The organism is Streptomyces sp. NPDC048278 (genome assembly GCF_040652195.1).
Classification (GTDB): domain Bacteria; phylum Actinomycetota; class Actinomycetes; order Streptomycetales; family Streptomycetaceae; genus Streptomyces.
The window spans coordinates 330,713-353,768 of sequence record NZ_JBEZLP010000004.1 but is presented as its reverse complement, the minus strand read 5'-3'; the positions used below and the strand labels follow the sequence as shown (position 1 = coordinate 353,768).

Annotated in this window: 23 protein-coding genes; 9 read left to right on the top strand and 14 right to left on the bottom strand. The window is 74.6% G+C overall.

Translation table 11 applies throughout. The annotated features are described in order from the left end of the window. Positions 1-32 precede the first annotated feature (32 nt). Together AB0D74_RS10230 and AB0D74_RS10225 are read right to left on the bottom strand one after the other, a co-directional pair. A complete protein-coding gene (locus tag AB0D74_RS10230; protein WP_362582699.1) occupies positions 33-1,289 on the bottom strand; it encodes an FAD-dependent oxidoreductase in 1,257 nt (418 codons plus the stop codon). Further along, positions 1,289-2,794, bottom strand: a complete 1,506-nt coding sequence (locus AB0D74_RS10225; RefSeq protein ID WP_362582696.1) for an ATP-grasp domain-containing protein — start codon at positions 2,792-2,794, stop codon at positions 1,289-1,291. The genes AB0D74_RS10230 and AB0D74_RS10225 overlap by 1 nt, the downstream gene beginning before the upstream one ends. 167 nt (positions 2,795-2,961) lie before the next feature. Between AB0D74_RS10225 and AB0D74_RS10220 the strand changes: the two genes are divergently transcribed. After that, positions 2,962-4,302 (top strand): glycosyl hydrolase, encoded by a 1,341-nt coding sequence (locus tag AB0D74_RS10220; RefSeq protein WP_362582693.1) that lies wholly within the window; start codon positions 2,962-2,964, stop codon positions 4,300-4,302. Positions 4,303-4,325: 23 nt separating this feature from the next. Here AB0D74_RS10220 and AB0D74_RS10215 read toward each other — a convergent pair whose 3' ends face one another. The 9 genes from AB0D74_RS10215 to AB0D74_RS10175 all read right to left on the bottom strand — a co-directional run bounded on the left by AB0D74_RS10215 (position 4,326) and on the right by AB0D74_RS10175 (position 14,780). Further along, the gene (locus AB0D74_RS10215; protein WP_362582690.1) at positions 4,326-5,444 is read right to left on the bottom strand and encodes a GNAT family N-acetyltransferase; all 1,119 of its coding nucleotides are present in this window, start codon (positions 5,442-5,444) and stop codon (positions 4,326-4,328) included. Beyond that, positions 5,441-6,082 carry a lipopolysaccharide biosynthesis protein gene (locus AB0D74_RS10210; protein WP_362582687.1) on the bottom strand — a complete coding sequence of 214 codons (642 nt, stop codon included), beginning with the start codon at positions 6,080-6,082 and terminating at the stop codon, positions 5,441-5,443. Before AB0D74_RS10210 ends, AB0D74_RS10215 begins: the two co-directional genes overlap by 4 nt. Next, on the bottom strand, positions 6,079-7,218 hold the full coding sequence (locus AB0D74_RS10205) for a glycosyltransferase (protein WP_362582684.1): 1,140 nt from the start codon (positions 7,216-7,218) through the stop codon (positions 6,079-6,081). The genes AB0D74_RS10210 and AB0D74_RS10205 overlap by 4 nt, the downstream gene beginning before the upstream one ends. Continuing rightward, positions 7,219-7,974, bottom strand: a complete 756-nt coding sequence (locus tag AB0D74_RS10200) for a polysaccharide deacetylase family protein (RefSeq protein WP_362582681.1) — start codon at positions 7,972-7,974, stop codon at positions 7,219-7,221. Continuing rightward, positions 7,958-9,583 carry a lipid II flippase MurJ gene (locus tag AB0D74_RS10195; protein WP_362583091.1) on the bottom strand — a complete coding sequence of 542 codons (1,626 nt, stop codon included), beginning with the start codon at positions 9,581-9,583 and terminating at the stop codon, positions 7,958-7,960. The genes AB0D74_RS10200 and AB0D74_RS10195 overlap by 17 nt, the downstream gene beginning before the upstream one ends. A gap of 89 nt (positions 9,584-9,672) precedes the next feature. Next, positions 9,673-10,968, bottom strand: coding sequence for an O-antigen ligase family protein (locus tag AB0D74_RS10190; RefSeq protein WP_362582678.1), 1,296 nt, complete (start codon positions 10,966-10,968; stop codon positions 9,673-9,675). A 2-nt stretch (positions 10,969-10,970) separates the two neighbouring features. Further along, positions 10,971-12,392, bottom strand: coding sequence for an exopolysaccharide biosynthesis polyprenyl glycosylphosphotransferase (locus AB0D74_RS10185; protein WP_362582675.1), 1,422 nt, complete (start codon positions 12,390-12,392; stop codon positions 10,971-10,973). Beyond that, positions 12,389-13,630 (bottom strand): glycosyltransferase, encoded by a 1,242-nt coding sequence (locus AB0D74_RS10180; protein ID WP_362582672.1) that lies wholly within the window; start codon positions 13,628-13,630, stop codon positions 12,389-12,391. The genes AB0D74_RS10185 and AB0D74_RS10180 overlap by 4 nt, the downstream gene beginning before the upstream one ends. Before the next feature lie 58 nt (positions 13,631-13,688). Next, positions 13,689-14,780, bottom strand: a complete 1,092-nt coding sequence (locus AB0D74_RS10175) for a DUF3344 domain-containing protein (protein WP_362582669.1) — start codon at positions 14,778-14,780, stop codon at positions 13,689-13,691. A gap of 278 nt (positions 14,781-15,058) precedes the next feature. Between AB0D74_RS10175 and AB0D74_RS10170 the strand changes: the two genes are divergently transcribed. The 7 genes from AB0D74_RS10170 (at position 15,059) to AB0D74_RS10140 (ending at position 19,169) form a co-directional block, all read left to right on the top strand. Then, positions 15,059-15,298, top strand: coding sequence for a chaplin (locus AB0D74_RS10170; protein ID WP_362582666.1), 240 nt, complete (start codon positions 15,059-15,061; stop codon positions 15,296-15,298). Positions 15,299-15,538: 240 nt separating this feature from the next. Continuing rightward, complete coding sequence (locus tag AB0D74_RS10165) at positions 15,539-15,829, top strand: hypothetical protein (RefSeq protein WP_362582663.1); 291 nt, start codon at positions 15,539-15,541, stop codon at positions 15,827-15,829. A 141-nt stretch (positions 15,830-15,970) separates the two neighbouring features. Further along, entirely contained in the window at positions 15,971-16,471 is a 501-nt protein-coding gene (locus AB0D74_RS10160) for a DUF5949 family protein (RefSeq protein WP_362582660.1), read from the top strand. Then, positions 16,471-17,055, top strand: coding sequence for a vitamin K epoxide reductase family protein (locus AB0D74_RS10155; RefSeq protein ID WP_362582657.1), 585 nt, complete (start codon positions 16,471-16,473; stop codon positions 17,053-17,055). Before AB0D74_RS10160 ends, AB0D74_RS10155 begins: the two co-directional genes overlap by 1 nt. 130 nt (positions 17,056-17,185) lie before the next feature. Next, positions 17,186-17,707 carry a hypothetical protein gene (locus AB0D74_RS10150; RefSeq protein ID WP_362582653.1) on the top strand — a complete coding sequence of 174 codons (522 nt, stop codon included), beginning with the start codon at positions 17,186-17,188 and terminating at the stop codon, positions 17,705-17,707. 123 nt (positions 17,708-17,830) lie between these two features. Further along, positions 17,831-18,319 carry a tyrosinase family oxidase copper chaperone gene (locus tag AB0D74_RS10145; protein ID WP_362582650.1) on the top strand — a complete coding sequence of 163 codons (489 nt, stop codon included), beginning with the start codon at positions 17,831-17,833 and terminating at the stop codon, positions 18,317-18,319. Continuing rightward, positions 18,303-19,169, top strand: a complete 867-nt coding sequence (locus AB0D74_RS10140; protein WP_362582647.1) for a tyrosinase family protein — start codon at positions 18,303-18,305, stop codon at positions 19,167-19,169. The genes AB0D74_RS10145 and AB0D74_RS10140 overlap by 17 nt, the downstream gene beginning before the upstream one ends. A 64-nt stretch (positions 19,170-19,233) precedes the next feature. Here AB0D74_RS10140 and AB0D74_RS10135 read toward each other — a convergent pair whose 3' ends face one another. The 3 genes from AB0D74_RS10135 to AB0D74_RS10125 form a co-directional block, all read right to left on the bottom strand. Then, positions 19,234-19,518, bottom strand: a complete 285-nt coding sequence (locus tag AB0D74_RS10135) for a chaplin (protein ID WP_362582644.1) — start codon at positions 19,516-19,518, stop codon at positions 19,234-19,236. Between the two features lie 312 nt (positions 19,519-19,830). Then, entirely contained in the window at positions 19,831-20,760 is a 930-nt protein-coding gene (locus AB0D74_RS10130; RefSeq protein ID WP_362582641.1) for an NAD-dependent epimerase/dehydratase family protein, read from the bottom strand. Between the two features lie 27 nt (positions 20,761-20,787). Further along, complete coding sequence (locus AB0D74_RS10125; protein WP_362582637.1) at positions 20,788-21,744, bottom strand: ScbA/BarX family gamma-butyrolactone biosynthesis protein; 957 nt, start codon at positions 21,742-21,744, stop codon at positions 20,788-20,790. 465 nt (positions 21,745-22,209) lie between these two features. Between AB0D74_RS10125 and AB0D74_RS10120 the strand changes: the two genes are divergently transcribed. After that, entirely contained in the window at positions 22,210-23,031 is an 822-nt protein-coding gene (locus AB0D74_RS10120; RefSeq protein ID WP_362582634.1) for a response regulator transcription factor, read from the top strand. Positions 23,032-23,056: the final 25 nt, after the last annotated feature.

The following is a 23,056-nucleotide window of genomic DNA, read 5'->3' as shown; positions in this document are numbered from 1 at the left end:
CGCGTTCCGGGGCCGCCTCATGCACCCGTCCGTCAGCTCCGCACCGTGTCCGGCGCGGACTCCCGCCGCCCGGCCGGGACGCCCCAGCCGGCCGGCCCCGAGCGCAGCCGCCGCCGTACCCCGCGCACCAGCGTCGGCGCGGTGAAGCCGGCGCCGTGCACGAAGCGCATCGCCGGGCCGAAGCCCGCCGCCGTGACCAGACCGGCCAGGAACAGCCCGGGATACGACGACTCGAAGTCCCGGCCCACCTCGGGCGCCCCGTCGGCCCCGGTCACCAGCGTCGTCCGCAGATCGTCGGCGAGCAGCGCGAGCCGCCCCCGGGTCGCCCTGAACCCCGTGGCCGCGATGACGTGTTCGGTCTCCAGGGTGCCCACCCCGCCACCGCGCACCGCGGTGTCCAGACGCACCCCGCCCGCCGTCGCGCGCGCCGCCGTGATCTCGCGGCCGAGCAGCACCTCCACCCCGGACTCCACCCGCTCCCGCACCCACCAGGCACCGGCCGGACCGAGGGCGCTCGCCGCGATCCGGGTCCGGGTCGGCTCGGTGAGCCGCCGGTACAGGCCGGGCCGCTCGGAGTAGAACCAGTTCCGCCAGCCGGGGCCGAGCCCGCTGTGCGGGGCGCGCACCGACTGCCACCAGGGGCGCTGCCAGGGCGGCGGCACCTCGTTCCAGAACAGCTCGTCCGCGCGCACCAGCACCCGTGCCCGGGCGCCCAGTTCGGCGAGGAGCGCGGCCGTCTCCAGGGCCGCCTGACCGCCGCCGACCACCGTGACGTCCCGGCCCCGGAACCGGTCCAGGCCGGCGTGGTGGCTGCTGTGCGTGACCAGGTCGGGGGAGAGGCCGCGCACGGCGGCCGGGATCTCCACGAACGGCAGCACGCCGATGGCGAGGGCGACCGTCCGGCCGCGCACGGCCTCGCCGTCCGCCGTCGTCGCCTCGAAGCCGCCGGCGCGCGGCGCGACCCGGGTGACCATGCGTTCGTCGACGGGCGGTGCGGCGTTGCGGGCGAACCACAGGCCGTACTCGGCGAACATGTCCAGCGGGATCGGCTGCCCGTGCCGGGCGGTCACGCCGCGGCCCGCGCAGTAGACGTCCAGCCGCCAACGCGCCTCGGGGTCCGACAGGTTGGAGGCCCAGGGCTCGGACTTGAGGAACATCCCGCGGGGCATGTGGTCGCGCCAGGACGCCATCGGGCGGCCGAAGACCCGCACGTTCAGGCCCGCCGCCGCGGCGTGGGACGCGATGGACAGGCCGTACGGGCCCGCGCCCACCACCAGCAGGTCGTACATCAGCAGCTGCTCGCTTTCTCGTCGTCGGACCGGTCGGGCAGACCGGAGAGGCCGGCCACACCGGGCGCGGCGGGGACCCCGGCCACACCGGTGAGCTCCTCGTCCCGGGCCGCGGGCACGGTGAGCTCCTCGTCCCGGGCCGCGGGCACGAGGGGTTCCACTTCCCGGGCCGCGGGCACGGTGACTTCCTCGTCCCGGGCCGCGGGCACGAGGGGTTCCGCGGGCTGGGCGGCCGGCACGAGGGGTTCCGCCGCCTGGGGCGCGGGCACGAGGGGTTCCCCGGCCTGGCGGACCACGGGCGTGTGCGGGTGGGGTGGCCGGACGGCCGTCCCGTCGCGCAGCCGGTCGAGGAGCCGGCCCGCCACGTGCCGGCCCCACAGCGCCCACATCGCGAGGCCCGGCCCCCGGTCGTCCGGCGCGGACCAGGCCAGCTCCCGCCCGCGCGGGGCCGGACGCAGCGCGCTCAGCGGCGCGTAGTTCTCCACCACGAACGCCCGCCCGGCCAGCGGCACCCCGTCCGGCAGCGGACGGTGGGTCAGGTCCAGGTGCAGGGCGCGTACGACGTCCAGGCCGGCACTGTCGGCGAAGAGCCGGAACTGGGCGCCCGGACGGGGGTTGAAGTCGAGGAGGTGGTAGCGGCCGGTGCTGCCGCAGCGCCGGAAGTCCAGGTCGAAGATGCCCCGGAAGCCCAGCTCGCCGGTGAGCCGCTCGGCCAGCGCCCGGACCTGCGGGTTGGGCGTCCACAGGCCGACCGCGGTCAGTCCGGCGCCCCGCGGCCAGGCCAGCTGCTTGCGGCCGGGGCCGCCCGCGCGCACCTGCCCGGTGCGGTCGGCGTAGCCGTGGAAGAACCAGTCCCGGTCCCGGCCCGGCGGCAGGAACTCCTGGAGCAGCAGCCTGCTGCCCGCCTCCTCGCTGCGCAGGTACAGCTCCACCGCCTCCTGCGCCGAGCGCACCACGACCGTGCTGCGCAGCCCGGCCCCGGCCGGCAGCAGCCAGGGCCGGCTCCACTTGGCGATCACCGGCAGCCCGAGCCGCCGGACCGCGGCGGCGGCCTGCTCGGCGCTGTCCGGGACCAGGGTCGGCGGGTGCGGGATCCCGGCCGCCGCGCACACCTCCGCCAACTCGGCCTTGTCGGCGACGCGTTCGGGCAGGGTGCCAGGCTGCTGCGGGAGCAGGTAGGCGGGCGCGAGGTCGGCGCGGAGCCGGCCGGCCGCGATGGCGCTCGCGTCGTCCATCGGGATCAGTACCGCGGGACGGGCGATCCGCGCCGCCACCCGGCGCAGCACGGCCGCGATGTCGGCGGGCGACGCGCCCGGCGCCGGCGGTGGGTGCAGCTGCCGTACGAAGCGGGACCTGCGGACCGGGCTGCCCGCGGAGTCGGCGACCACGTGGACCTCCACCCCGGCTCTGCCGAGCGAGCGCACGGCCCCCAGGGTGCCGTGGTGAAAGGGATTCCGGTCGATCCGCAGCAGAACCGCGGGGACCCGGATGTCTAGCAGCGACACGGACCATTTCCTTTGCGTCTGTTCACCCGTGCGGGCGCTCGGGGTACCCGAAAGCCGCAACCGCACTGGCGGAATTCATATTGATATGACTGAGTGTCAGTAACTGGCACTTCCTCAGGGGTGCTGCGAACGGACGAGTACGCGTACTGGTGGAGAAAGGAGCAGGCATGGCCCCACAGCTGCGAAAGCGGACGCGGTTCCGGTGGTATCGGCCGGCCGTGGCCGCGGCGGCCGTCGTCGCCGCCTCGGCGGCCCTGGCGACCGGCCCGGGATTCGCCGTGGGTGCGGGGGCGGCGCGGATCACCGGCCCACCGGCTCCGGCGTCCGCGACAGCCGTCCCGACCCCCACGACGTCCGTCCCGGCATCAGCGGCTCCGCTGCCGACCCCGACCCTGACCCCGGCCCCGGCCGCCGACGCACCGGCCGTCGGCGCGGCGGCCAGGGCGACGCCCCCGGCCTTCGGGGCGTTCCTCGACTCCGGCCCGCTCGGCGTCGCCCGCATGGCCCAGCTGAGCAGCTGGCTCGGCGGCACCGAGCTCAAGGTCGCGCACACGTATCTGCCCGGCAACCGCTGGGCCGACATCGAGGGCGCCCCCGGCTTCCTGGACGTCTGGGCGCACTGGCGACGGGAGAAGGCCGACCGGACGCTCGTCCTGAACGTGCCCATGCAGGAGCGCAACGAGGAGGGCATCGGTGACGACGAGGTCCGCTCGCTGCTGCGGCAGGGTGCCGCCGGGGACTTCGATCACCACTTCCGGGCCCTGGCCGAGCGGCTGGTGGAGCTGCGCGTCCCGGACACGGTCATCGTGCTCGGCTGGGAGATGAACGGCATTACCTACACCCATCGTTGCGGGCCCGACCCGGAGGCCTGGAAGGCGTACTGGAAAAGAATCGTCACCACCATGCGTGCGGTGCCGGGCCAGAAATTCAGGTTCGACTTCACGTCGAGCCGGGGCCGCGACGCCGTTCCGTGGACGCAGTGCTATCCCGGGGACGACACGGTCGACATCATCGGCATGGATTCCTACGACCAGCCGACCGGACTCTCCTTCGACCAACAGGTGCGGGAACCCTACGGACTTCAGCAGCACGTCGATTTCGCGAAGGCCCACGGAAAACCCATCTCCTATCCGGAATGGGGTCTCTTCCGCAACGGGGACAACGCCGAGTACATGCGGCGGATGCTCGCCTGGATGGACGAGCACAAGCCGCTGTACAACACGCTGACCGACTACTGCCCGCACGGTGTCTGGCAGTGCTCGGTCAACCCGCGCTCCGCACGCGTCTACCGCGAAGCCCTCTTCGGCCGCACCGACACCACGACCCCGCCCCCGACATCGACGCAGAAGCCGACACCGACACCGACCCCGCCACCGTCCCCGTCGCCGGGCACCTCGCCCCCGGCCGTCACGCCCAGTGCCACGCCCGCGTCCGGCTGCACGTCGTTGGACCTGGGTTCCTGGATCGCGTACTGGCTCGGCGGGGAGCTCTGCTTCAGCCTCGACTGACGCACGGACCGGCCCGGCACCGCCTACTCCTGCCGGTGCTCCTTCCACCGCTGCCGCACCTCCCTGATCCGCTGCCGGGCGGCGGCGTCGCACAGCGCCGCCGTCAGCAGCGGGGCGGTGCGCCGCCGGGCCAGCAGCAGCCGCTGGTTGACGACCGGCAGGGGCCGCCAGTGGTGCTTGTACGGCTCGTCGCCGCGCAGCAGGCTCAGCGCGCCCCGCTCACCGGTGCCGGTGTGCTGGGCGCAGGCGTCGAGCAGCATCACCGCCACGTCCGCCTTGCGCTCCCGCAGCCGCGGATGCGCCCCGTACAGGTAGCCGCCGGCGAGACTCGGCGCCAGCAGGGTCAGGTCGACGGCGACCACCTCGTCGTCGAGCCGGAACTCGGTGACCACCGCGTCCCCGGACCGCACCATCGGCCCCACCGAGCGCACCAGATGCTCCTGGAACCGGGACTGGAGGTGCTCGGTGGTCACCTTCCGCCCCTGCCACTGGAGCCGGTGCAGGTCGAGGAGGCGGCGCAGCGCCGCGTCCACCCCGTCGGGCGGCACCACGTCCCGGCGCACCCCGAGCGAGCCCAGCTTGCGCAGTTTCGCGCGCACCCGCTGGGCTTTGCCGGACGGCAGCCGGCCGACCAGCTCCTCCATCGGCACAGCCGGCAGCTCCAGGCAGACGGAGTCCGGCACCTTCCGGCACGGTCCGCTCCAGCGCTCGTAGACCCGCTCCGCCGCGCCGCCGGGCCGCACCTCGCGGAAGTCGATCAGCGCCGTCCGGGCCGCCTCGGCCAGCTCCCGGGTGAGGGCGCCCGCCACCCGGCCGTCGTCGCCGTCGGCGAGCAGCACGTCCGCGTAGTCGGAGATCGCCCCGCCCAGCGGCACCAGCGTGGGCAGCGGCCGGTGCACCAGCGTCAGCGGGGCCGCGCCGACCAGCTCACCGCCGTAGCGGACCAGGACCAGGCGGAGCCGGCCGGGGGTGCCGTAGGAGCGCCACCAGGAGTGCAGCCAGGCGTGGCTCTGGAACGGGGTGGCCGTGCCGCACCGCCGGTAGAGGCGGCCCCAGGCCGGGGCCAGCTCGGCGAAGGCGCCCTCGTCGGTGACGAGTTCGGTGGTGTACGCGGCGAGCGTCGGGTGGGCCGTCGTCGTCACAGCTGTCCGTGTACGTCGGCGGCGACGGCCGGGCCGGGCACCGAGGCCTGGAAGGCGGCCTCCGCCACCCGGCGCCGGGGCCGGACCAGGAGCACCAGACCGCCCAGCAGCCCGCCCGCGCTCGCGCCCACCAGAGCGGTCACCTTCGAGGACGTGGAGGTCGGCGTGGTCGGCTTCGGCGCCCGGGAGAACTGGAGGAGTTCGACGTTCGTGTCGCTCTTGGTGTCGTCGGCGTGCTGGATGAGCGAGCGGGCCACCGCGTTCGCCATGTCGGTGGCCTGGAGGGCGTGCGGCGAGGTGGCCGAGACGGCGACCATCGGCGCGTCCGGCGAGGTCTCCGTCTGCACACTGCTCTGCAGCGTCTTCAGCGGCACCCCGGCCCACATCTGCGCGTCCCCGAGCACCGCGAGCTGGGTGGCGACCCGGCCGTAGGCCTGCGCGAAGCCCTGCGCGGACGCGGTGTCGGACTTGTCGGCGGTGACGGCGATGACGTAGGCGGTCGCCGTGTAGCTGGGCGGCGTCAGCACGCCGTAGGCGCCGCCCAGCAGCCCGCCGGCGAGGACGCCGGCCGCCAGCAGCGACCAGGGCGGGATCGCGCGCGGGAACGGGCGGGGTGCTCGGACGGTGTTCTCGGTCATGGCGTACTGGCTCCCTGAGGTGTGGTGGCGAGTGCTGCCGCGTAGACGTCCATGAGCTGGGCGGCGCTGCGGGTGATGCAGTAGTGACGGGCGGCGTCCGGCACGCCGCGCGGGCCGGGTCCCGCGGCGCGGACGGCGGCCAGCGCCCCGGCGTAGGCGGCGGCACCGCCCGGGACGCGGCGGGCGCCCGGGGCGGCGGCCGGCGGCAGGTCTTCGACGGCCGGGCAGGAGCTGTAGAGCACGGGCAGTCCGGCGGCCAGCGCCTCGACCACCGCGAGACCGAACGCCTCCTCGGCGGAGGGCGAGGCGAACACGTCCATGGCGGAGGTGAGGGCGGGCAGGTCGGGGTCCTCGGCGCGGTCGGAGGCGTAGGGCCGCTCGCCCGCGAACACCACCCGGCCGTCGACCCCGGCCGCCCGCGCCGTGCTGCGCAGGGCCTCCTCCTCCGGGCCGCCGCCCACCAGCAGCAGCCTGCAGTCGCCGGGGAGCCGGGCGAGCGCCTCGACCAGGACGCCGAACCGCTTGCCGGGCGCGAGCCGCCCGACGGCACCGACGACCCAGGCGTCCCGCGGGATGCCGAGGCGGTCGCGGACGCGCCGGCGCCGGTCCGGGTCGAAGCGGAAGCGGTCCAGGTCGATGCCGTTCGGGACGACCTCGATCCGCGGCCCCGGCACCCCCCACCGGCGCAGCCGCTCGGCGACGGTCGGCGAGACGGCCACCGTGGACCGCCCGAGCCGTTCACCCGCCAGGTACAACGCCCGTACGCCCGACGTCAGTTCACGCCCCTCCAGCTGCGAGTCGCCCAGGGAGTGCTCGGTGGCGACGACCGCCCTGACCCCCGCCAGGCGCGCGGCGATCCGGCCGTACAGACAGGCCCGGTACAGGTGGGTGTGGACCAGGTCGTAGCGGCCCCCGCGGATCAGCCGGACCAGGCGGGGCAGCGCGGCCAGGTCCCGGTTCCCGGCCATCCCCAGGTGGACCACCCGCACCCCGTCCGCGGCCAGACCGTCCGCGACCGGCCCCGGGTTGGTGAGCGTGACGACGTCGCAGGAGACCGGCAGATGCCGCAGCAGCAGCCGCAGTTGCTGCTCCGCGCCGCCGACCCCGAGGCCCGTGATGACATGCAGCGCCTTCATTCACAGCCCCTCGACGGGACGGCGGCGCAGCCGGTGCAGCCGGTACTTCAGGAAGAGGCGTACGGCGTGGTCGTGCTGCCCGACGTGCACGCGGGGCAGCGCGTGCGGGCCGCCCAGCGGGCCCGGGTCGATGGCGCAGCCGTAGCCGTACCCGGCGTCCCGCACGGCGTCGACGGCCCGCTCGTCGACGCTGCCGTAGGGGTAGCAGAAGCCCTCGACGGGGGCCTGGACCAGCTCCTCCAGCCGCGCCCGGCTGTCCGCGGTCTCGGCCCGCAGGGTCTCCGTGTCGGCCTTCGTCAGGTCGACGTGGGTGAGCCCGTGGGAGCCGATCTCCACCCCGCTGCCGGCGGCCCGCCGGACACCGTCGGCGGTGAGCAGCGGCTTGCGCGGGCCCAGCGGGTCCCAGGCGTTGTCGCCGCCGAGCCGCCCGGGCAGCACGAACAGGGTGGCACCGCAGCCCCAGCGGTCGAGCAGGGGCAGGGCGTGGTCGAGGAAGTCGGCGTACCCGTCGTCGAAGGTCAGCGCCACCAGCCGGCGCCCCTCGCCGCGGGCCCGGGCCGCCAGCAGCGCGGACACCGACACCCCGCGCAGCCCCCGCCGGCGCAGCCAGCCCAGCTGTTTCTCCAGCCGGGCGGGGGAGACGGTGACGCGGTACGGGTCGTCGGAACAGTCGCCCACGGAGTGGTACATGGCGACCCAGGGGACCGGGCCGGTGACGCGTCCGGCCCTCGCGGCGGACTCAATGGAAGACGGCATGCGCGAGCCTTCGGGTGACGGTGGCTACGGAACGGAGTGCGGGTGCGAAACCCTGGGCGTCCAGGGCCCGGCCGAGCAGGACGAAGACGACGGTGACGGCCGTGACGCCTGCGGCCAGACCGGTGAGCGGGTCCGCCGGCTGCGCGGCGGCGAAGATCCCGACGGCGGTCGCGGCGACCGCCGCCCGCACCGGCCGGCTCAGCTCGACGAGCACCCGCCGGGTACGGATCGGGACGCTGCGCGGGCCCGTCCCGGCCAGCAGGAGCACGGCGGTGGCGGTGATGCCGGCGGCGTTGGCGGCGGCGATGCCGGTGACGCCGTACCGGCCGACCGTCAGGGCGCCGATCCACGAGGTCACCACGATCCCGGCGGCCATCGCGCCCACCGGGTACCAGGTGGCGCGGCCCGCCGAGAAGTAGGAGCGGACCAGCACCCCGACCAGGGTCTGCCCGAGCAGCCCGAGCGCGTACACGCGCATCACATCGGCCGTGGCCGCGGTGTCGGCGGTGGTGAACGCCCCGCGCTGGAACAGCAGTCGGATGAGCTGCGGCGCGCAGGCCACGACCACGGCGGTGCCGAGCAGCACCACGCTCGCGGCCACCGACAGATCCCGCTCGACCCGGCTCCGGGCCCGCTCGGTGTCGCCCTCGGCCAGCGCCCGGGCCACCACCGGGAAGGTGACCGTGCACAGCATCATCGACATCGTCATCGGGATCTGCGCGACCTTCTGCGCGTAGTTCAGGTGCGAGATGGCCCCGGAGTGCAGATGCGAGGCGAGGAACCGCTCGATCAGCACCTGCGACTGCCGGCACAGCGCGAACAGCAGCACGGTGGCCATCAGCGCCACGTTCAGCGGGCGTTCCCCGGTCCCGGTCACGCCCTCCTCCCGCGCCTTGGGCCGGTGGCGCAACTGCCGCAGCAGCGCCGGGACCTGTACGACGACCATCAGGGCGCCCCCGGCCGCCACCCCGAACGCCGCCGACCTGACGCCCCAGTGGCCGCCGAGCGCGAACATCGCCGCGATGATGCCCGCGTTGTAGGCGACGTAGATCGCGGCGGGGGCGAGGAAGCTCCGGTGCGCGCGGAGGGCGGCACTGCAGTACCCGGCCAGCCCGAAGGTCAGCACACAGGTGGCGGTGAGCCGGGTGCAGCCGACGGCCAGCCCGGGATCCCGCAGCCCGGGCGCGAGCACCTCCACGAGCTGCGGCGCCCCGCCGATCAGCAGCGCGCCGACCCCGGCGAAGGCCAGGGCCAGCTTGGGCAGCGTCCCCACGACGAGAGCCCGGACGGGATCGCCGGGCGCCCCCTGCCCCCGGCGCGCCAGGGCCAGGCTGAAGGCGGGCACCAGCGCGAACGCCAACCCGTCCTCGATCAGCAGCGTCGCCGCGAACTCGGGCACGGTCCACGCGACGAGAAACGCGTCGGTGTCCCGTCCGGCCCCGAACAGCCGCGCGAGCGACTGGTCCCGGATCAACCCCAGCAACGACCCGAGCACCGAGAAGACGGCGGTGCCCAGAGCGGCCTTGGCGAGGAATCCACGAGTGGGCGGTGCACTTTCAGCTCCGGCGCCGTCGACTCCCTGCTGCTCGGGGGCGCGGGGCGACGACATCTGCGGCTCCGCCGCGTGGGCGCGCTCAACCCCCACCGGCCCGCAGTCGACCTCCGGCCCTTCCACATCCGGCACCCCCGGCGTCACCGTCATCCCGCACGCTCCGCCCCCACCAACGCCCACCACGCCACCGCCCCGAACACCACCGCCGTGAGAACCGTCGACGGCCCCCCGATGTCGGCGTACGCGAAATCCACCAGCTGCCAGATCAGCAACCCGCACCCCACCAGCGCACAGTCGAGCCCGTCCCCCGCACGCACCCGCCACAGCCCCCGCAGCCCGCACGCCAGCAGCGCCAGCCAGCTGCCCGCCAGGGCCAGCAGCCCGAGCAGCCCCTGCTCGCTGAGCACCAGCAGGTACATGTTGTGCGGCGACAGCAGCGGCTGCTTCCGGTACGCCGCCCCCGCCCCCTCCGTGTCGCTCCCGGACGACAGCGCCAGCGACGCGTGCGAGTCCCGGTACGCGGGGAAGTTCTTCAGGCCGACGCCGGTCACCGGGTGCTCCCGCCACATCCCCGTCGCCGCCGCCCACAGCGTGTACCGGTCGACCACCGACTGGTCCGGCGCGTCCGTGACCTGCCCGATGCTGCTGAGCCGCTCCTGGAGCATCGCCGTGCCGACCCCGAAGCCGCCCACCAGCACCACGCCGGCCGCGACCGCGACCGCGGCCACCTTCAGCGCCCGCCGCAGCCCGGCCAGGGCGAGCTGCACCCCGCAGGTCAGGACCGTCGCGATCCAGGCGCCCCGGCTGAAGGAGACGGCCAGCGGCAGCAGCAGCCCGAGCGCACACGCCCCCGCCGCCACCCGCTGCCGTACCGGGGAGTGCCCGAGCGTCAGCCCGAGCGCGCAGACCAGACCGAACGACACCACCGTCGCCATGCCCATCACGTCCTGCGGCCCGAACGTGCCGACCGCGCGGATCTCCTCGCCCTGGTACGACGCCCCGGTCCCGGTGACGTACTGGTGCACGCCGACCGCGCCCTGCCAGACCGCCAGCCCCACGAACGACCAGGCCAGCAGCCGGAAGTCGGCGCGGTCCCGGACCAGCAGCACGACGGCGGCGGGGACCAGGACGAACACCTGGAGGTAGCGGCCGAGACCGGTCACCCCGGCGCCCGGCGAGGCCGCGCCCATGGCCGCGACGGCCAGTCCCACGACCGGCATGCCGAGCACCAGCGCGGCCGTCGCCGACAGCGGTCGCCGCCGTTCCCGTACCGCCCGCAGCGCGGCGTACAGCACCACGAGGGCGGACACCGCGTCGGCGGGTCCCGCACCGCTCTCCTCGCCGCCCGGGGCGAGCGGCAGCGCGAGGACCGCGAGGACCGCGACCGCGGCCAGGACCGGCGGCAGCCGCAGCGGCCTGGCCGGCGACAGTGCGAAGCTCATTCTCAGCTCCCCGTCGAGCGCACGAGCGCTGCTGCGGTGCGCAGCAGGATGCAGACGTCCTGCCACAGCGACCAGTTGTCGATGTAGGCGTTGTCGAAGCGGGCCCGGTCCTCGATGGAGGTGTCGCCGCGCAGCCCGTTGATCTGGGCGAGTCCTGTGATGCCGGTCTGCATCCGGTGGCGGGCCGCGTAACCCGGGTAGCTCTGGCTGAACTGGCCGACGAAGTAAGGCCGTTCGGGGCGCGGGCCGACCAGGCTCATGTCGCCCCAGAGCACGTTCCACAGCTGGAGCAGCTCGTCCAGGGACGTCTGGCGCAGGAAGCGGCAGAAGCGGCTCATCTTGATCTCGCCGGCCACGCTCCAGCGGGTGGCGGCCTCGTGCGCGTCGACCGGGCGGTGGGTGCGCAGCTTCAGCAGGGTGAAGGGACGGCCGTCCTTGCCGATCCGCTCCTGCCGGAAGACGACCCCCGGCCCGTCGGTGATCCGCAGCACCGTCGCGCAGACCAGCAGCAGGGGTCCGGCCAGCACCAGCGCCGCCCCGGAGACGGCGATGTCCAGGACCCGCTTGCCGACGCTGCCGCGCCGCCGCGAGCCCATCTCCAGGCGGCGGCAGGAGAACCCGGCGAGCTGGTCGCGCATCTCGTACGCCGGTGAGTCCGCGTCGACCTCCCACACCACGCAGCCCGACTCGGCCAGCGCCCGCAGCAGCGGGCCCTGCTGGGTGCGGACGGCGGGGTGGACGGTGAGGACGGCCCGGACCCCGTTCTGGATCAGGGCCCGCTCCACCTCCTCGCCGGTGGTCAGCACGGGCAGGCCCTCGGCGCCCGCGGGGTGTTCGGCGACGACGCCGACCGGGCGCACCCCGCAGCCCGGGTGGCGCAGCACGGCGGCGGCGACCCGCTGGGCGGTGGCGGCCGGGCCGATGACCAGGGCGGCGCGCGGCCGGCGCAGCAGGGCGAGGCGGCGCCGCCAGTGCACCAGGCCGCGGCCCGCGCCGGCCGTCGCCGCGTGCAGGGCGAAGCCGAGGAGCAGGACGCGCCCGGTCAGCGCCCGGTCCGGGTCCCAGGCGGCGACGGCCGCGGCCAGGCCCAGCCAGACGACGGCGATCCGGCCGCAGACGGCCGGGAGTTCGTCCAGGATCCCGGTCATCCGCCGGATGGTCTGCGGTCGCAGCAGTATCGCCCCGGCCAGCAGCAGACCGACCAGGACCGGCCGCCGGACGGCCTCGTCGAGCGCGGCGGCGCCGAGCAGCGCGGCACCCAGGTCGGCGGCGAGCAGCGGCACCGGGGAGGCGGGCCGCGCGGGCGGCCTGCGCAGCGGGAACCGGAAGCCGCCCGCGGTGCGCGGCGGCAGGACGGAGACGGGCGAGAGTCCGTGGTCCCGGGGCTTTGCGCCGGGGGAGGGGACGGTGCTTTCCGCGGTCACGAGTGGATGGACTCCCTGCGCTCGAAGGACACCAGCGGCAGCCCGCCGAGGAGTTCGCGGTACAGCTCCGCGACCGCCTCCGCCGTGCGCCGCACGTCGTGCGTGGACAGGACGTGCCGGCGCCCCCGGTCGCCGAGCGAGGCGCGCAGCACCGGGTCGAGGAGCAGCGCGGCGACGGCCCCGGCCAGCGCACCCGGCCGCCCCGGCGGGACCAGGCAGTGCGCCGCCTGGCCGGGCGGCAGGCTCTCGCGGGCGCCGTCGACGTCGGTGACCAGCACCGGGCGCCCGCAGGCCAGCGCCTCCAGCGGGGCGAGCGCCATGCCCTCCCAGCGCGAGGGCAGCACCACCAGGTCGGCGGCCCGGTACCAGGGGCGGACGTCCGCGACGGGGCCCACGAACTCGACCGGGGCGGCGACGGAGGCAGGGGGAGTGGCAGCGGCGGCGAGCCGGCCCAGCGCCTCCCGGTCGGGTCCGTCGCCGACCAGGGCCAGCCGGGCGTCCGGCACCCGGCGCAGCACCTCGGGCCAGGCCCGCAGCAGCACGTCCTGCCCCTTCTGCCGGCACAGCCGCCCGACACAGACGACCAGGGGAGCCCGCCCGGCCCGCTCGCCCGGGCCGGCCGGGGAGCCGGGGGAGGCGAGGGCACCCGGGGCGGCCGGGGAGCCCGCGGTGCCGGGGGCGCCCGGGGTGCCCGGGGTGAAGTGCTCGGTGTCGATGCCGTTCGGGACGACCGTGTACCGGGCGCGGATACCGGCGTGCACGCCGGTCGCGCGCTCGGCCTCGCTGACGCACAGCACCCGGTGCGCCCAGCGCGCGCCCCACCGCTCCCACCTCAGCGCCAGCGCGCCGGTGGCTCCGCCGACGGCCTCGAAGGACCAGGCGTGCGGCTGGAACAGGGTCAGGACGCGCCCGCGTACGGCGAGCCGTCCGGCGAGGCCCGCCTTCGCGCTGTGCGCGTGCACCAGCGCGGGCCGTACCTCGTCGAGGAGCCGGCCGAGGCGTCGTACCTCGTCCGGGAGACCGGCGCCCGGGGAGCGGTCGGCGTGCCACCCGTGCACCTCGGCGCCCAGGTCCCGCGCGCGCTCGGCCAGTTCACCGCCGGGGCAGGCCACCGTGACCCGCAGACCGGCCGTGAGCTGGGCCTTCGCCAGGTCCAGGACAACCCGGGCCACGCCGCCCTCGACGGGTTGCGCCAGGTGAAGGACCCGTGGCCGGGGGTCGGTGGCTGATCGGTGCATACGCGGATTCCTCGCTCACGGGGGGCGCGCTCGGGACTGCGGGCGGGAACGCGGCGTACTACTGCGCCTCCACGGCGGCGAAGAGCGCGCCCGCCCACGCCGCGTCGCGCTGGGAAACGAGCCGGAAGCTCAGCTGGTCACCGCCCTGGGCGAGACCGGTGCCCAGATCGAACACATCCGAGTCGTAGCCGAGCGTGTTGGCGTACGCGGGCTCACGCCGGGCGCGTACCGGGCCGGGTTCGTTGATCGTGGAGTTGAGTACGTCGTCGGCCGGGTCGGCGGAGTCCCGGAGCGGGACGGGTGCGTGCCCGGCGGTGGTGCAGGTGAGCGAGTCGCCGGTGCCGCCCCGGTCGCCGTTGTAGGCCACCAGGCCCACCATGCCGTCGGCGCCACGCGGGGCGTGTAGCCCGTTCAGGCGTACCTCGACCGGCGTGTCGAGGGAGCTGAAGCCGTCCCAGAGGGAGAGTGTGCGCAGCGGCTGCGCCGGGTCCTCGTACGCCACGACCAGCGTCCAGCCGCCCCAGGCGCCGGACCTGGACCGTCCCGCGGCAGCGTTCACCTGGCCGACCGTCCACAGCCCGGATCCGCTGGAGCGGACCAGGGTGGTCACGTCCGCCGAGGCCTGGAAGGCGTCGGCGCCGCGGCCCGTGCGGTGGCCCACGACCGTGTCCGCGAGCAACTCCTTGTACGCGCCGCCGGGTTCGGCGATCAGCACCCGCCCGTCGTCCGCGGCCGGCTTCTGCTCCCCGACCAGCAGGTTGCCGCCCCAGTACAGCCGTGCGTACGTCACCCGGGAGCCCGCCGGCAGCCGGAGCTCGGCGCGGGAGGAGTTGTACGTGTCGGGGTCGTCGTCGACGTCGACGTAGAACATGTCGAAGTCCCCGTTCACCGCCGGGACCTGTCCCTCCCGTGCGGCCTGGCAGGGCGGTTCGGACGGCGCGCCGGGCAGCGTGCGGCAGCTGACGGACGCGTTGGCCGCGCGGGCGAAACCGCCGTGCTGCACCGCGTGGTAGCGCTCGGCGAAGGGGATGCGCGGAGCCTCGGGGGCGGGCGGGGCCGTCGCCCCGGCGGTGCCCGGTGCCCAGACCGAGGCGAGGACGAGCGCGCTCGCCGACGCACGGCGCAGCAGCGGGCCCAGGGGATTGCGCATGACCGGCTTCGTTCTTTCCGGGAGGCGGGGAGGCGGGGAGGCGGGGAGACGGGGGTGCGGGATGAGTGCGATGTGATGCCAATACGGGTAAGTCGGGAGGTTCGCAACTCTAATCGCTATCCGTATTAATCCGTCAAAACAGGGCAAGTGTGTCGGAGTCGTGAAGGCGGCTCCCCGGAGATCACCCTTTCGGCGGCACAACCCGGGACGGTGCCACGCGTTGACACAGCGCTGGGCAACCGCCCGAATGTTTGTTTCGACCCCAAGGAGACCTCTCCATGTCGCGTATCGCGAAGGGCCTGGTCCTGTCCACCGCCGCCGTCGCGGCCGTCGCCGGCGGTGCCGGTGCGGCTGCCGCCGACAGCGGCGCGAACGGCGCCGCCGCCCACTCCCCGGGTGTGCTGTCGGGCAACGTGATCGAGGTTCCGATCCACGTGCCGGTCAACGTCTGCGGCGACACCATCGACGTGATCGGCCTGCTGAACCCCGCCTTCGGCAACACCTGCGTCAGCGACTGACGCAGCGGCTGTTCCCTTCGGCCGGCCGTCGGCCCGCGCACCCCGCGGGCGGACGGCCGGTCCGTGTTTTCCGGCCTTTCCCCGGACCGTGCCCGGGCCGGCCGGTGTCTGCCGGTGTCTGCGGGATCTCATATGTCTTCCGGAAACGGGGTTTCCGGCCCGCGGGGACGTCGTTGGGCATGATGTCGGATTTGCCCCGGGTGGCTTGCGTTGCAGAAAGCCGCCGAAGAAAGGAACAAGATGAAGTCGCTGAAGGCCGTCGCCGCCGTCGCCGGTTCCGTGGCTCTCGTCGGCGTCGCCGCGCCCGCGTTCGCCCACAACACCTCCGATCTCACGCCCACCAGCCTCAACGGCGCCGTGAACACGATCACCAAGGACGGCCTGGACCTGAACCAGGCGATGCCGCTGCGGCACCAGTCGAACGCGCTCAACACCGAGAACAAGCGCTCCCCGCTCAACACGGTCAAGACCGCGGCCGGCGCCCTCAACCAGCACAACCCGCTGCTGGGCGGTCTGCCCCTGCAGGGCTGAGCCGGGTCGGGCCGCGCCGGGCCGGGAGCGTTCGAGGGACACCGCGGGGTGTCCCTCGTTCGTGTGGCCGGGCCGGTGGGCGTCCGCCGACCGGGTGAGCGGGCACCCGGCCGCCGCACCGCCCGTCGATAGGGTCGCGCGGTGACCTCAACCCCAAGCGAAACCCGCCCGTTCCGCCTCGCCGACCTCGGCACCCTCGTCGTGCTGGCCTGGAGCGGCGAGGCCCCCGACGGCAGCGACATGCCCTATCTGCTGGCCTACTCCCTCGGTGACGCCGAGGGCGGTCCCGGGGCCACCGCGACCGCGATCGAGGCGCTGCTGGCGAACAACGGGCTGCCGGTCGGCGGCGACCTCGTCGACGGCAACGCGCGCCCCGGTCTGCCCGTCACCCTGCTCGTCGAGGCCGGCCAGGCCGTGCTCAGCCTGGCCCCGCTCAACGCCCAGTGCCCCGCGCCCCCGGAGTGGCTCGCCGCGGTCGGCGAACGCGGCTACGCCTACCTGGTGTTCACCACCCGCCCGTGGCCGGAGGGCGAGCCGGGCAAGCCCGTCACCCCCGAGGCACTGAAGGACTTCGCCGGAGCCGAGGAGACCCTGACGGCCGCCGCGCACGTCGTCCTGCCGGCCCGCAGCCTGCGCGGCTGATGGCGAGGACCGCGGGCGCCGGGCGGGGGTTCGCGCTGCTGACGGTGGTCGCGGGGGCGGCCGGGCTGCTGGCCTCCTGGGTCATCACCCTCGACAAGTTCAAGCTCCTGGAGAACCCGCACTTCGTGCCCGGTTGCAGCCTCAACCCGGTGGTGTCCTGCGGCAGCGTGATGAAGAGCGCTGAGGCCTCGGCGTTCGGGTTCCCCAACCCGATGCTGGGCCTGGTCTCCTACGCCGTCGTGATCTGCGTCGGAGTGAGCCTGCTGGCCGGCGCCCGCTTCCCCGCCTGGTACTGGCTGGCCTTCGACGCCGGCTGCGCCTTCGGCATCGGATTCGTCACCTGGCTTCAGTTCCAGTCGCTGTACCGGATCGGCGCGCTGTGCCTGTGGTGCTGCCTGGCCTGGGTCGCCACCATCGTCCTGTTCTGGTACGTCACCTCCTTCGCCGTACGCCGGCGCTTCCTGCCCGCGCCGCGCGGACTGCGGGACTTCCTCGACGAGTTCACCTGGGTAGCGCCGGTGCTGCACACCGGAGTCGTCGGCATGCTGATCCTGACCCGCTGGTGGGACTTCTGGACCGGCTGATCAGCGGCCGGTCGATTGGCGAACAGCCGACTAATGCTGCACCCGGGCGAATTGTGAACTGATGCCGATTCCCGGCTCGTTACCCGGTACGGACGTCGCTCCTCTCGCAGCCCGAAAGGCCCTTCCTGACATGAAGCCGACCACCCGAGGAACCCTTGCCGTCGTCGTCGCGGGCGTCGCCGTCGCCATGGGTGCCGCCGCCACGCCCGCCGCCGCGACCGGCGGGGTACCCGTCCCCGTACCTCTGGACGGCGTCGAGAAGTCCCTCGGCACGCAGATGCCCAAGCTCGGCATGGAGCTGCCGCTGCTGGTCCCCGGCGTCCCCGAGGGACCCCGCTACGTCGAGGGCCGGCTCGTCCCGGAGGGTGCGCTCCCGCAGGTGCCGCTGACCGGCCGGCTGCCCGGCGTCGCCCTCGGCGTGCCGCTGCCGCGCGCCCTCGGCCCGGGCTTCGACCACGTCGGCGTCGACATCCCCGCCTCCGACCTGCGCACCCTCACCCCCGGCCTGGCGCTGGACGCGCCCCTCAGCGCACCCGACCCGCAGCACTACGGCGTGCCGCACCTGAAGATGCCCGAGGTCGGGGTGCTCGCCCCGGTCCTTCAGACGGTCGTCGGCGGCGACCTGGGTGCCGGCCCCGGCACCGGCAGGTAACCCTCCTCGCGGCACGGCCCGTCGGCCGTGCCCGCCCCGGACGGCAGTGCGGCGGTGACCGCGCGGCCCCTCGGACGGTTACCCGTACCGACAGCGGTCGGGTGAACCGGACGAGGAGTGAGCATGGTCGTCTCAGTCGGTGGTGTGGCGGTGGGCGCGGAGCCGGGAGCCGGGCGGCCGGGCAGAGCAGGGGCGGGCAGACCGACGCGGCGCGAGGCGGCCCGGGGGCTGTTCGCCTCCGTGGTCGCCCTGGCGTTCGCGCCGGTCGTCGCCGCCTCCCGCCCGTCGCCCCCGGCGGGCCGGGCGACGGGCACCTCCTTCGACGAGACCTACCGGGGCCGCCGCATCCGCGGCGCCCTCGTCCCGGCGGCGGAGCGGACCGTCGACGACGGCGAGTGGCAGGTCACCGTGGACGGCCGGCCGCTGCACCTGATGCGGCGGGCCGACGGCAGCTGGCTCAGCATGGTCGACCACTACAGCTCGTACCCGACCCCGCTGGCGGCGACCCGGGCGGCCGTCGACGAGATGGGCCCGGGGCAGCGGCTGCGCGATCCGGGCCCGACGGGCGCGGGACACATGCACATGGGGGGAGACCATGGCGTACGTGCGTAAGGACGTCAGCAGGTTGACGGCCGCCGAACGGGGGCGGCTCGTGAAGGCGTTCCTGGAGGTCAAACGGCGGGGCGAGTACGACGACTTCGTGCGGACGCACATCGACTACTACACCCCCGACGGCGAGGACGGACTGCGCGCCGCCCACATGGCGCCCTCCTTCCTGCCCTGGCACCGCCGCTTCCTGCTCGACCTGGAGCAGGCCCTGCGCCGGGTCGAGGGGTCGGTGACGGTGCCGTACTGGGACTGGACGAAGGACCGTTCGGCGTCCGGCGTGCCCTGGACGAAGGACCTGCTCGGCGGCAACGGCCGGGCCCGCGACCAGCAGGTGATGACCGGTCCCTTCGCCTATGCGGCGGGGCACTGGACCCTCACGGAGGGCATCACCGACGGCGAGTTCCTCGCCCGGGACCTGGGCCGGGCCCGCGACCCGATCGACCTGCCCACCGGGGCCGAACTCGACCGGGCGCTGGCCGACCCCGCCTACGACGTCCCGCCGTGGGACTCGACGGCCACCCGGGGTTTCCGCAACCGGCTGGAGGGCTGGGGGACCGGCAGCGGCAAGGAGTCCTGGCACAACCACAACCGGGTGCACCGCTGGGTCGGCGGGGCGATGCTCGGCGGCGCCTCCGTCAACGACCCCGTCTTCTGGTTCCACCACGCCTTCCTCGACCTCCAGTGGGAGCGCTGGCAGGCCCGGCACCGAGGGCAGCGCTACCTGCCGGCGGAGCCGCCGGGCCCCGGCGACCCGCAGCGGGGCCGGATCGTCGACCGGGGCGGGAAGCTGCCGCCGTGGGACGTCACCCCCGAGTCGCTGGAGGACGTGAGCCGGATCTACCGGTACGCCTGAGGCGCCCCGGACACGGGAGGAGCCCCGGCGCCCTGGGCGCCGGGGCTCCTTCGCGGGCGGTGGCTCAGGAGCCGTAGCCGCCGTTCTTGCCGTCACCGGCCTTGAGGTGGCCTTCGTTGACGCAGGTGGTGCCGAACGCGGGGTTCAGCAGACCGATCACGTCGATGGTGTCGCCGCACACGTTCACCGGGATGTTGACCGGAACCTGGATGACGTTGCCGGACACCACGCCGGGCGAGCCGACGGCCTCGCCGTTGGCACCCGCGTCGGCCAGGGCCAGGCCGGCCCCGCCGATCACCACAGCGCCGGTGCCGAGTGCCACGACGGCGGCCTTCGCGATGCGAGACATCACGTTCTCCTTCTTGTTGCTCGGGGAGTGCGGCGGCAGGACCAGCCGCCGCACTCCCCTTTCAACGCCCCGACCTGCGGCTGGTCACGCCGATCACCGGACGATCACTCCAAGGGCCGGAGCCGGGACACCCCCTGGGACAGCCGCCGTACCGGGGCGCCCGCGGTAAGCCCGGACGTCGGCAACGCCCCTTCAGGGGCGCGGGGAACTGCGCGACCAGCCGGAATCCACCCGCGGTCGCCCGGCGACCTGTCCCGGCACCCTCTTCGGCGCACGGCAACTCGCCGCACGGAAAAGGTGCCGGGCGGAATCTCACCTCGCCGCGAGGACCGACCGGTACCACGGCTCGGCACGGCCGAACCACGTGTCGAACCCGCCGCCCGGACACTGACCGAGCTCCGACCAGAGCGCGTCGGCCGCGAAGAAGTGGTCCGTCGTGAGGATGTCGAGCGTGCCCGGCGCGACCCCCTTGGCCGCGAGGATCGCCTTGGCCCCCTCGACGGTGAGGTTGTCCCGCGGCCAGTCGATCCCCGCACAGCCGGCGACCGCCCGCAGCGCACTGCCCACGGTGACCGGCGCCGGATCCGCCGCGTGGTAGACCCGTGCGGTCAGGACCCCGTCCGGCGCCAGCGCGGTGGCGACCAGCAGCCGGGCCAGGTCCGGCGCGCCGATGACCGACGCCCGCGACAGCCAGCCGGCCACCTCTCCCGGCAGGGCCCGCAGCAGCCGTGCCAGGGAAGGACCGACCCACGTGTCTCCCACGCCGAAGACCAGATGCGGCCGGAGCACCACACCGCCGGCCGCGAGGACCGCGTCCTCGGCCGCCGCGCGGGTGCGGGAGGTGACGGAACCGGGATTGCGGTCGAGCTCCTCGGGCCGGTCCCCGCGGAAGGTGCCGCGGCCGTACACCGAGGCCGTGCTGAGCTGGACGATCCGGTGCACTCCGGCCCGCCGCGCCTCGGCGACCAGCGCCGCCGTGCCACGCGCGTTGACCGCCTCGTTGGCCGCGGCGCTGCCGCCGATCTGCGCCGCGCAGTGCAGGAGTACGTCGACCCCGTCGCACACCCCGCGCAGCGAGCCGGGGTCGGTGAGATCGGCGTGCACGGTCCGCGCCCCGGTACAGGACCACGGCAGGGACCGGCGGTGGCTCATGAGCCGGAGGCCGGCCCTTCGGCGCTGTGCCTCGCGTGTCACATGGGCCCCGACGAACCCGGAGGCGCCGGTGATGAGAAGGACGGGCACGGGGACTCTCCCGGGGAGCGGTCGGGGTCAGCGGACACGGGGCCGCAGGACGAGTTCGGCGGTGAAGACCGTCTCCTGCCGCTGGCTGCCGCGCACCCGTACCAGCAGGTCGCCGGAGTCGCCGTACGGTTCGGGGTCGGCCGTGATCCAGCAGGGCGCGTCCAGTTCGGCGTACCGCGTGAACTCGCTGCGCATGCCGAGCAGCAGGGCGCAGGGTGCCCCGGTGCGGGCGTGCGCGGCCTGCCGGGCGGCCTCCAGGAGGAACATGCCGGGTATGTGGTCCACCGGGTGGTCGAAGTAGGTGGGGTGCGCGGTGTCGACCCGCAGTTCCCATCTGCCGTACGTGCCGGGCACGGCTGCGCACAGGACGACGTGCCGGGCGGTGGCGTGGCCCACGGTGGCCGGGTCGAGGGCCGGCGGCGGGGTGCGGTCGGTGGTGGTGGGGCGCTCGCCGCGCATCCGCAGGTACACCTCCGGGCTCATGCAGCGGAACGCGGCCGAGGCGGTGGCGCGGGCCCCGTTCTCCCGGACCACGGTGACGTCGTAGCGCATCTCCCGCAGCCGGCCCGCGCGGCGCACGACGTCCCGGCAGACCGCGTGCATCTCGACGTCGGTGGGGACCGCGTCCGTGACCAGCAGGTCGGGCTCGGCGGTCACGGACATGTCAGACATGAGGAACTGGTGGCCGAACGGCACGTCGAACTCGGCGTGGGCGAGCAGGGATCCGATCTGGCGGATCGACTCGATCAGCAGCATCGGGTCCTGGTATCCGCCGTCGGGGGCGAACAGCGCGTGGCTGCGCGGCCATTGGGCCCGGACGACGAAGCCGTCGAAGCCGTCGGCGCCCGGGGACTCGTCGCGCTCCCAGCCGGTGAGCAGGACTTCGGAGACCGCCGCGCGGTGGACGTACTCACGCGGCACAGTGGTGGTCAGTCCGGGAAGCAGCGGCTTCGGGGCGATGGCCCGGTCGGTGAGGTGCGGCATGTGCAGCGCTCCTGTGTCGGTGTGACGGAAAGGAGGGGGCAACAAGCCGTACGTCGGCTGTCACCCCCCGTGGCCGACGTTCTGCACCACAAGATACAGACAGGTCGGTCCGGTTTTGCAAGAGGCGCAGCGATTTCTTGGGCGAGTCGGGGGGTCCTGAGGGTCTGCCATCGATGTCAGTCGACCGTTATGTCGGCATTGCAACCGCGAAACGTGCAAGGTTGTATGATTCGCCGGAGGTGCATAGTCCTTGGTCAAGTCTTTCCGTGGCCAGACTTAACGGAGTATCGCTTCCCACTTGTCCGGTATTCCGGCGAAATCGCAGCTCACGGTAGGGGTCGTGACGAGGGGTTCGGGCGCCGCGCCGGGGAGCCTCGGCAGTTGACAATCAGACAAGTCTGTTTGGTACGGTCTGGTGGTGAACCCGCAGTCCGAGATGACGTGGATGTGCCTCAGGGGGAGCAGATGAACCGCCAGTACGCGGACCTCGTGGCGCCGGCGCCGCGGCACCACCGCTCGCACGGCCCGCTCGTCCCGGTCGGGCACCCGGCCGGCCACCAGGCCGGGCAGCCGGCCCGCCCGGCCCCCGCCTACGGCGCGCCCCGGGCGGGAGCGCTGAACGTCCTGGTCGTGGAGAGCGACCCCCGGGCCGCCGACCCCCTCCGGCAGGGGCTGGCCCGGCACGGCTACGCCACCCACGGCGCGACCACCGGCGCCCAGGCGCTGCGCGGCCACGGCGAGGCCGACCTGGTGCTGCTCGACCTCGACCTGCCCGACCTCGACGGGCTCGAGGTGTGCCGGGGCATCCGGGCGGTCAGCGACCTGCCGATCATCGCCGTCACCGCGCGCGGCTCGGAGCTCGACTGCGTGCTCTGCCTCCAGGCGGGTTCGGACGACTACCTGGTCGAGCCGTACGGGTTCCGGGAGCTGCTGGCCCGGATGGAGGCGGTGCTGCGCCGGGTGCGGGTGCGGCCGGCGGACCAGCCGGCCGCCGGCCGGGTCGTCGCCCACGGGCCGCTGTGCATCGACCCCGGCGCCCGCACGGCCACCCTCGACGGACGGCCCCTCGACCTGACCCGCAAGGAGTTCGACCTCCTCCACCTGCTGGCCTCGCAGCCCGGCACGGTGATCCCGCGCCGCCAGATCATGGCCCAGGTGTGGGACGACGCCTGGTCGCCGCGCGGCCGTACGGTCGACACCCATGTGGGCACCCTGCGCGGCAAACTGGGCTCGGCTGCCTGGATCGTCACCGTCCGGGGGGTCGGTTTCCGGATCGGCAGCCCGTAGCCCTTCCGCGCGTCCGCCGAGGTCA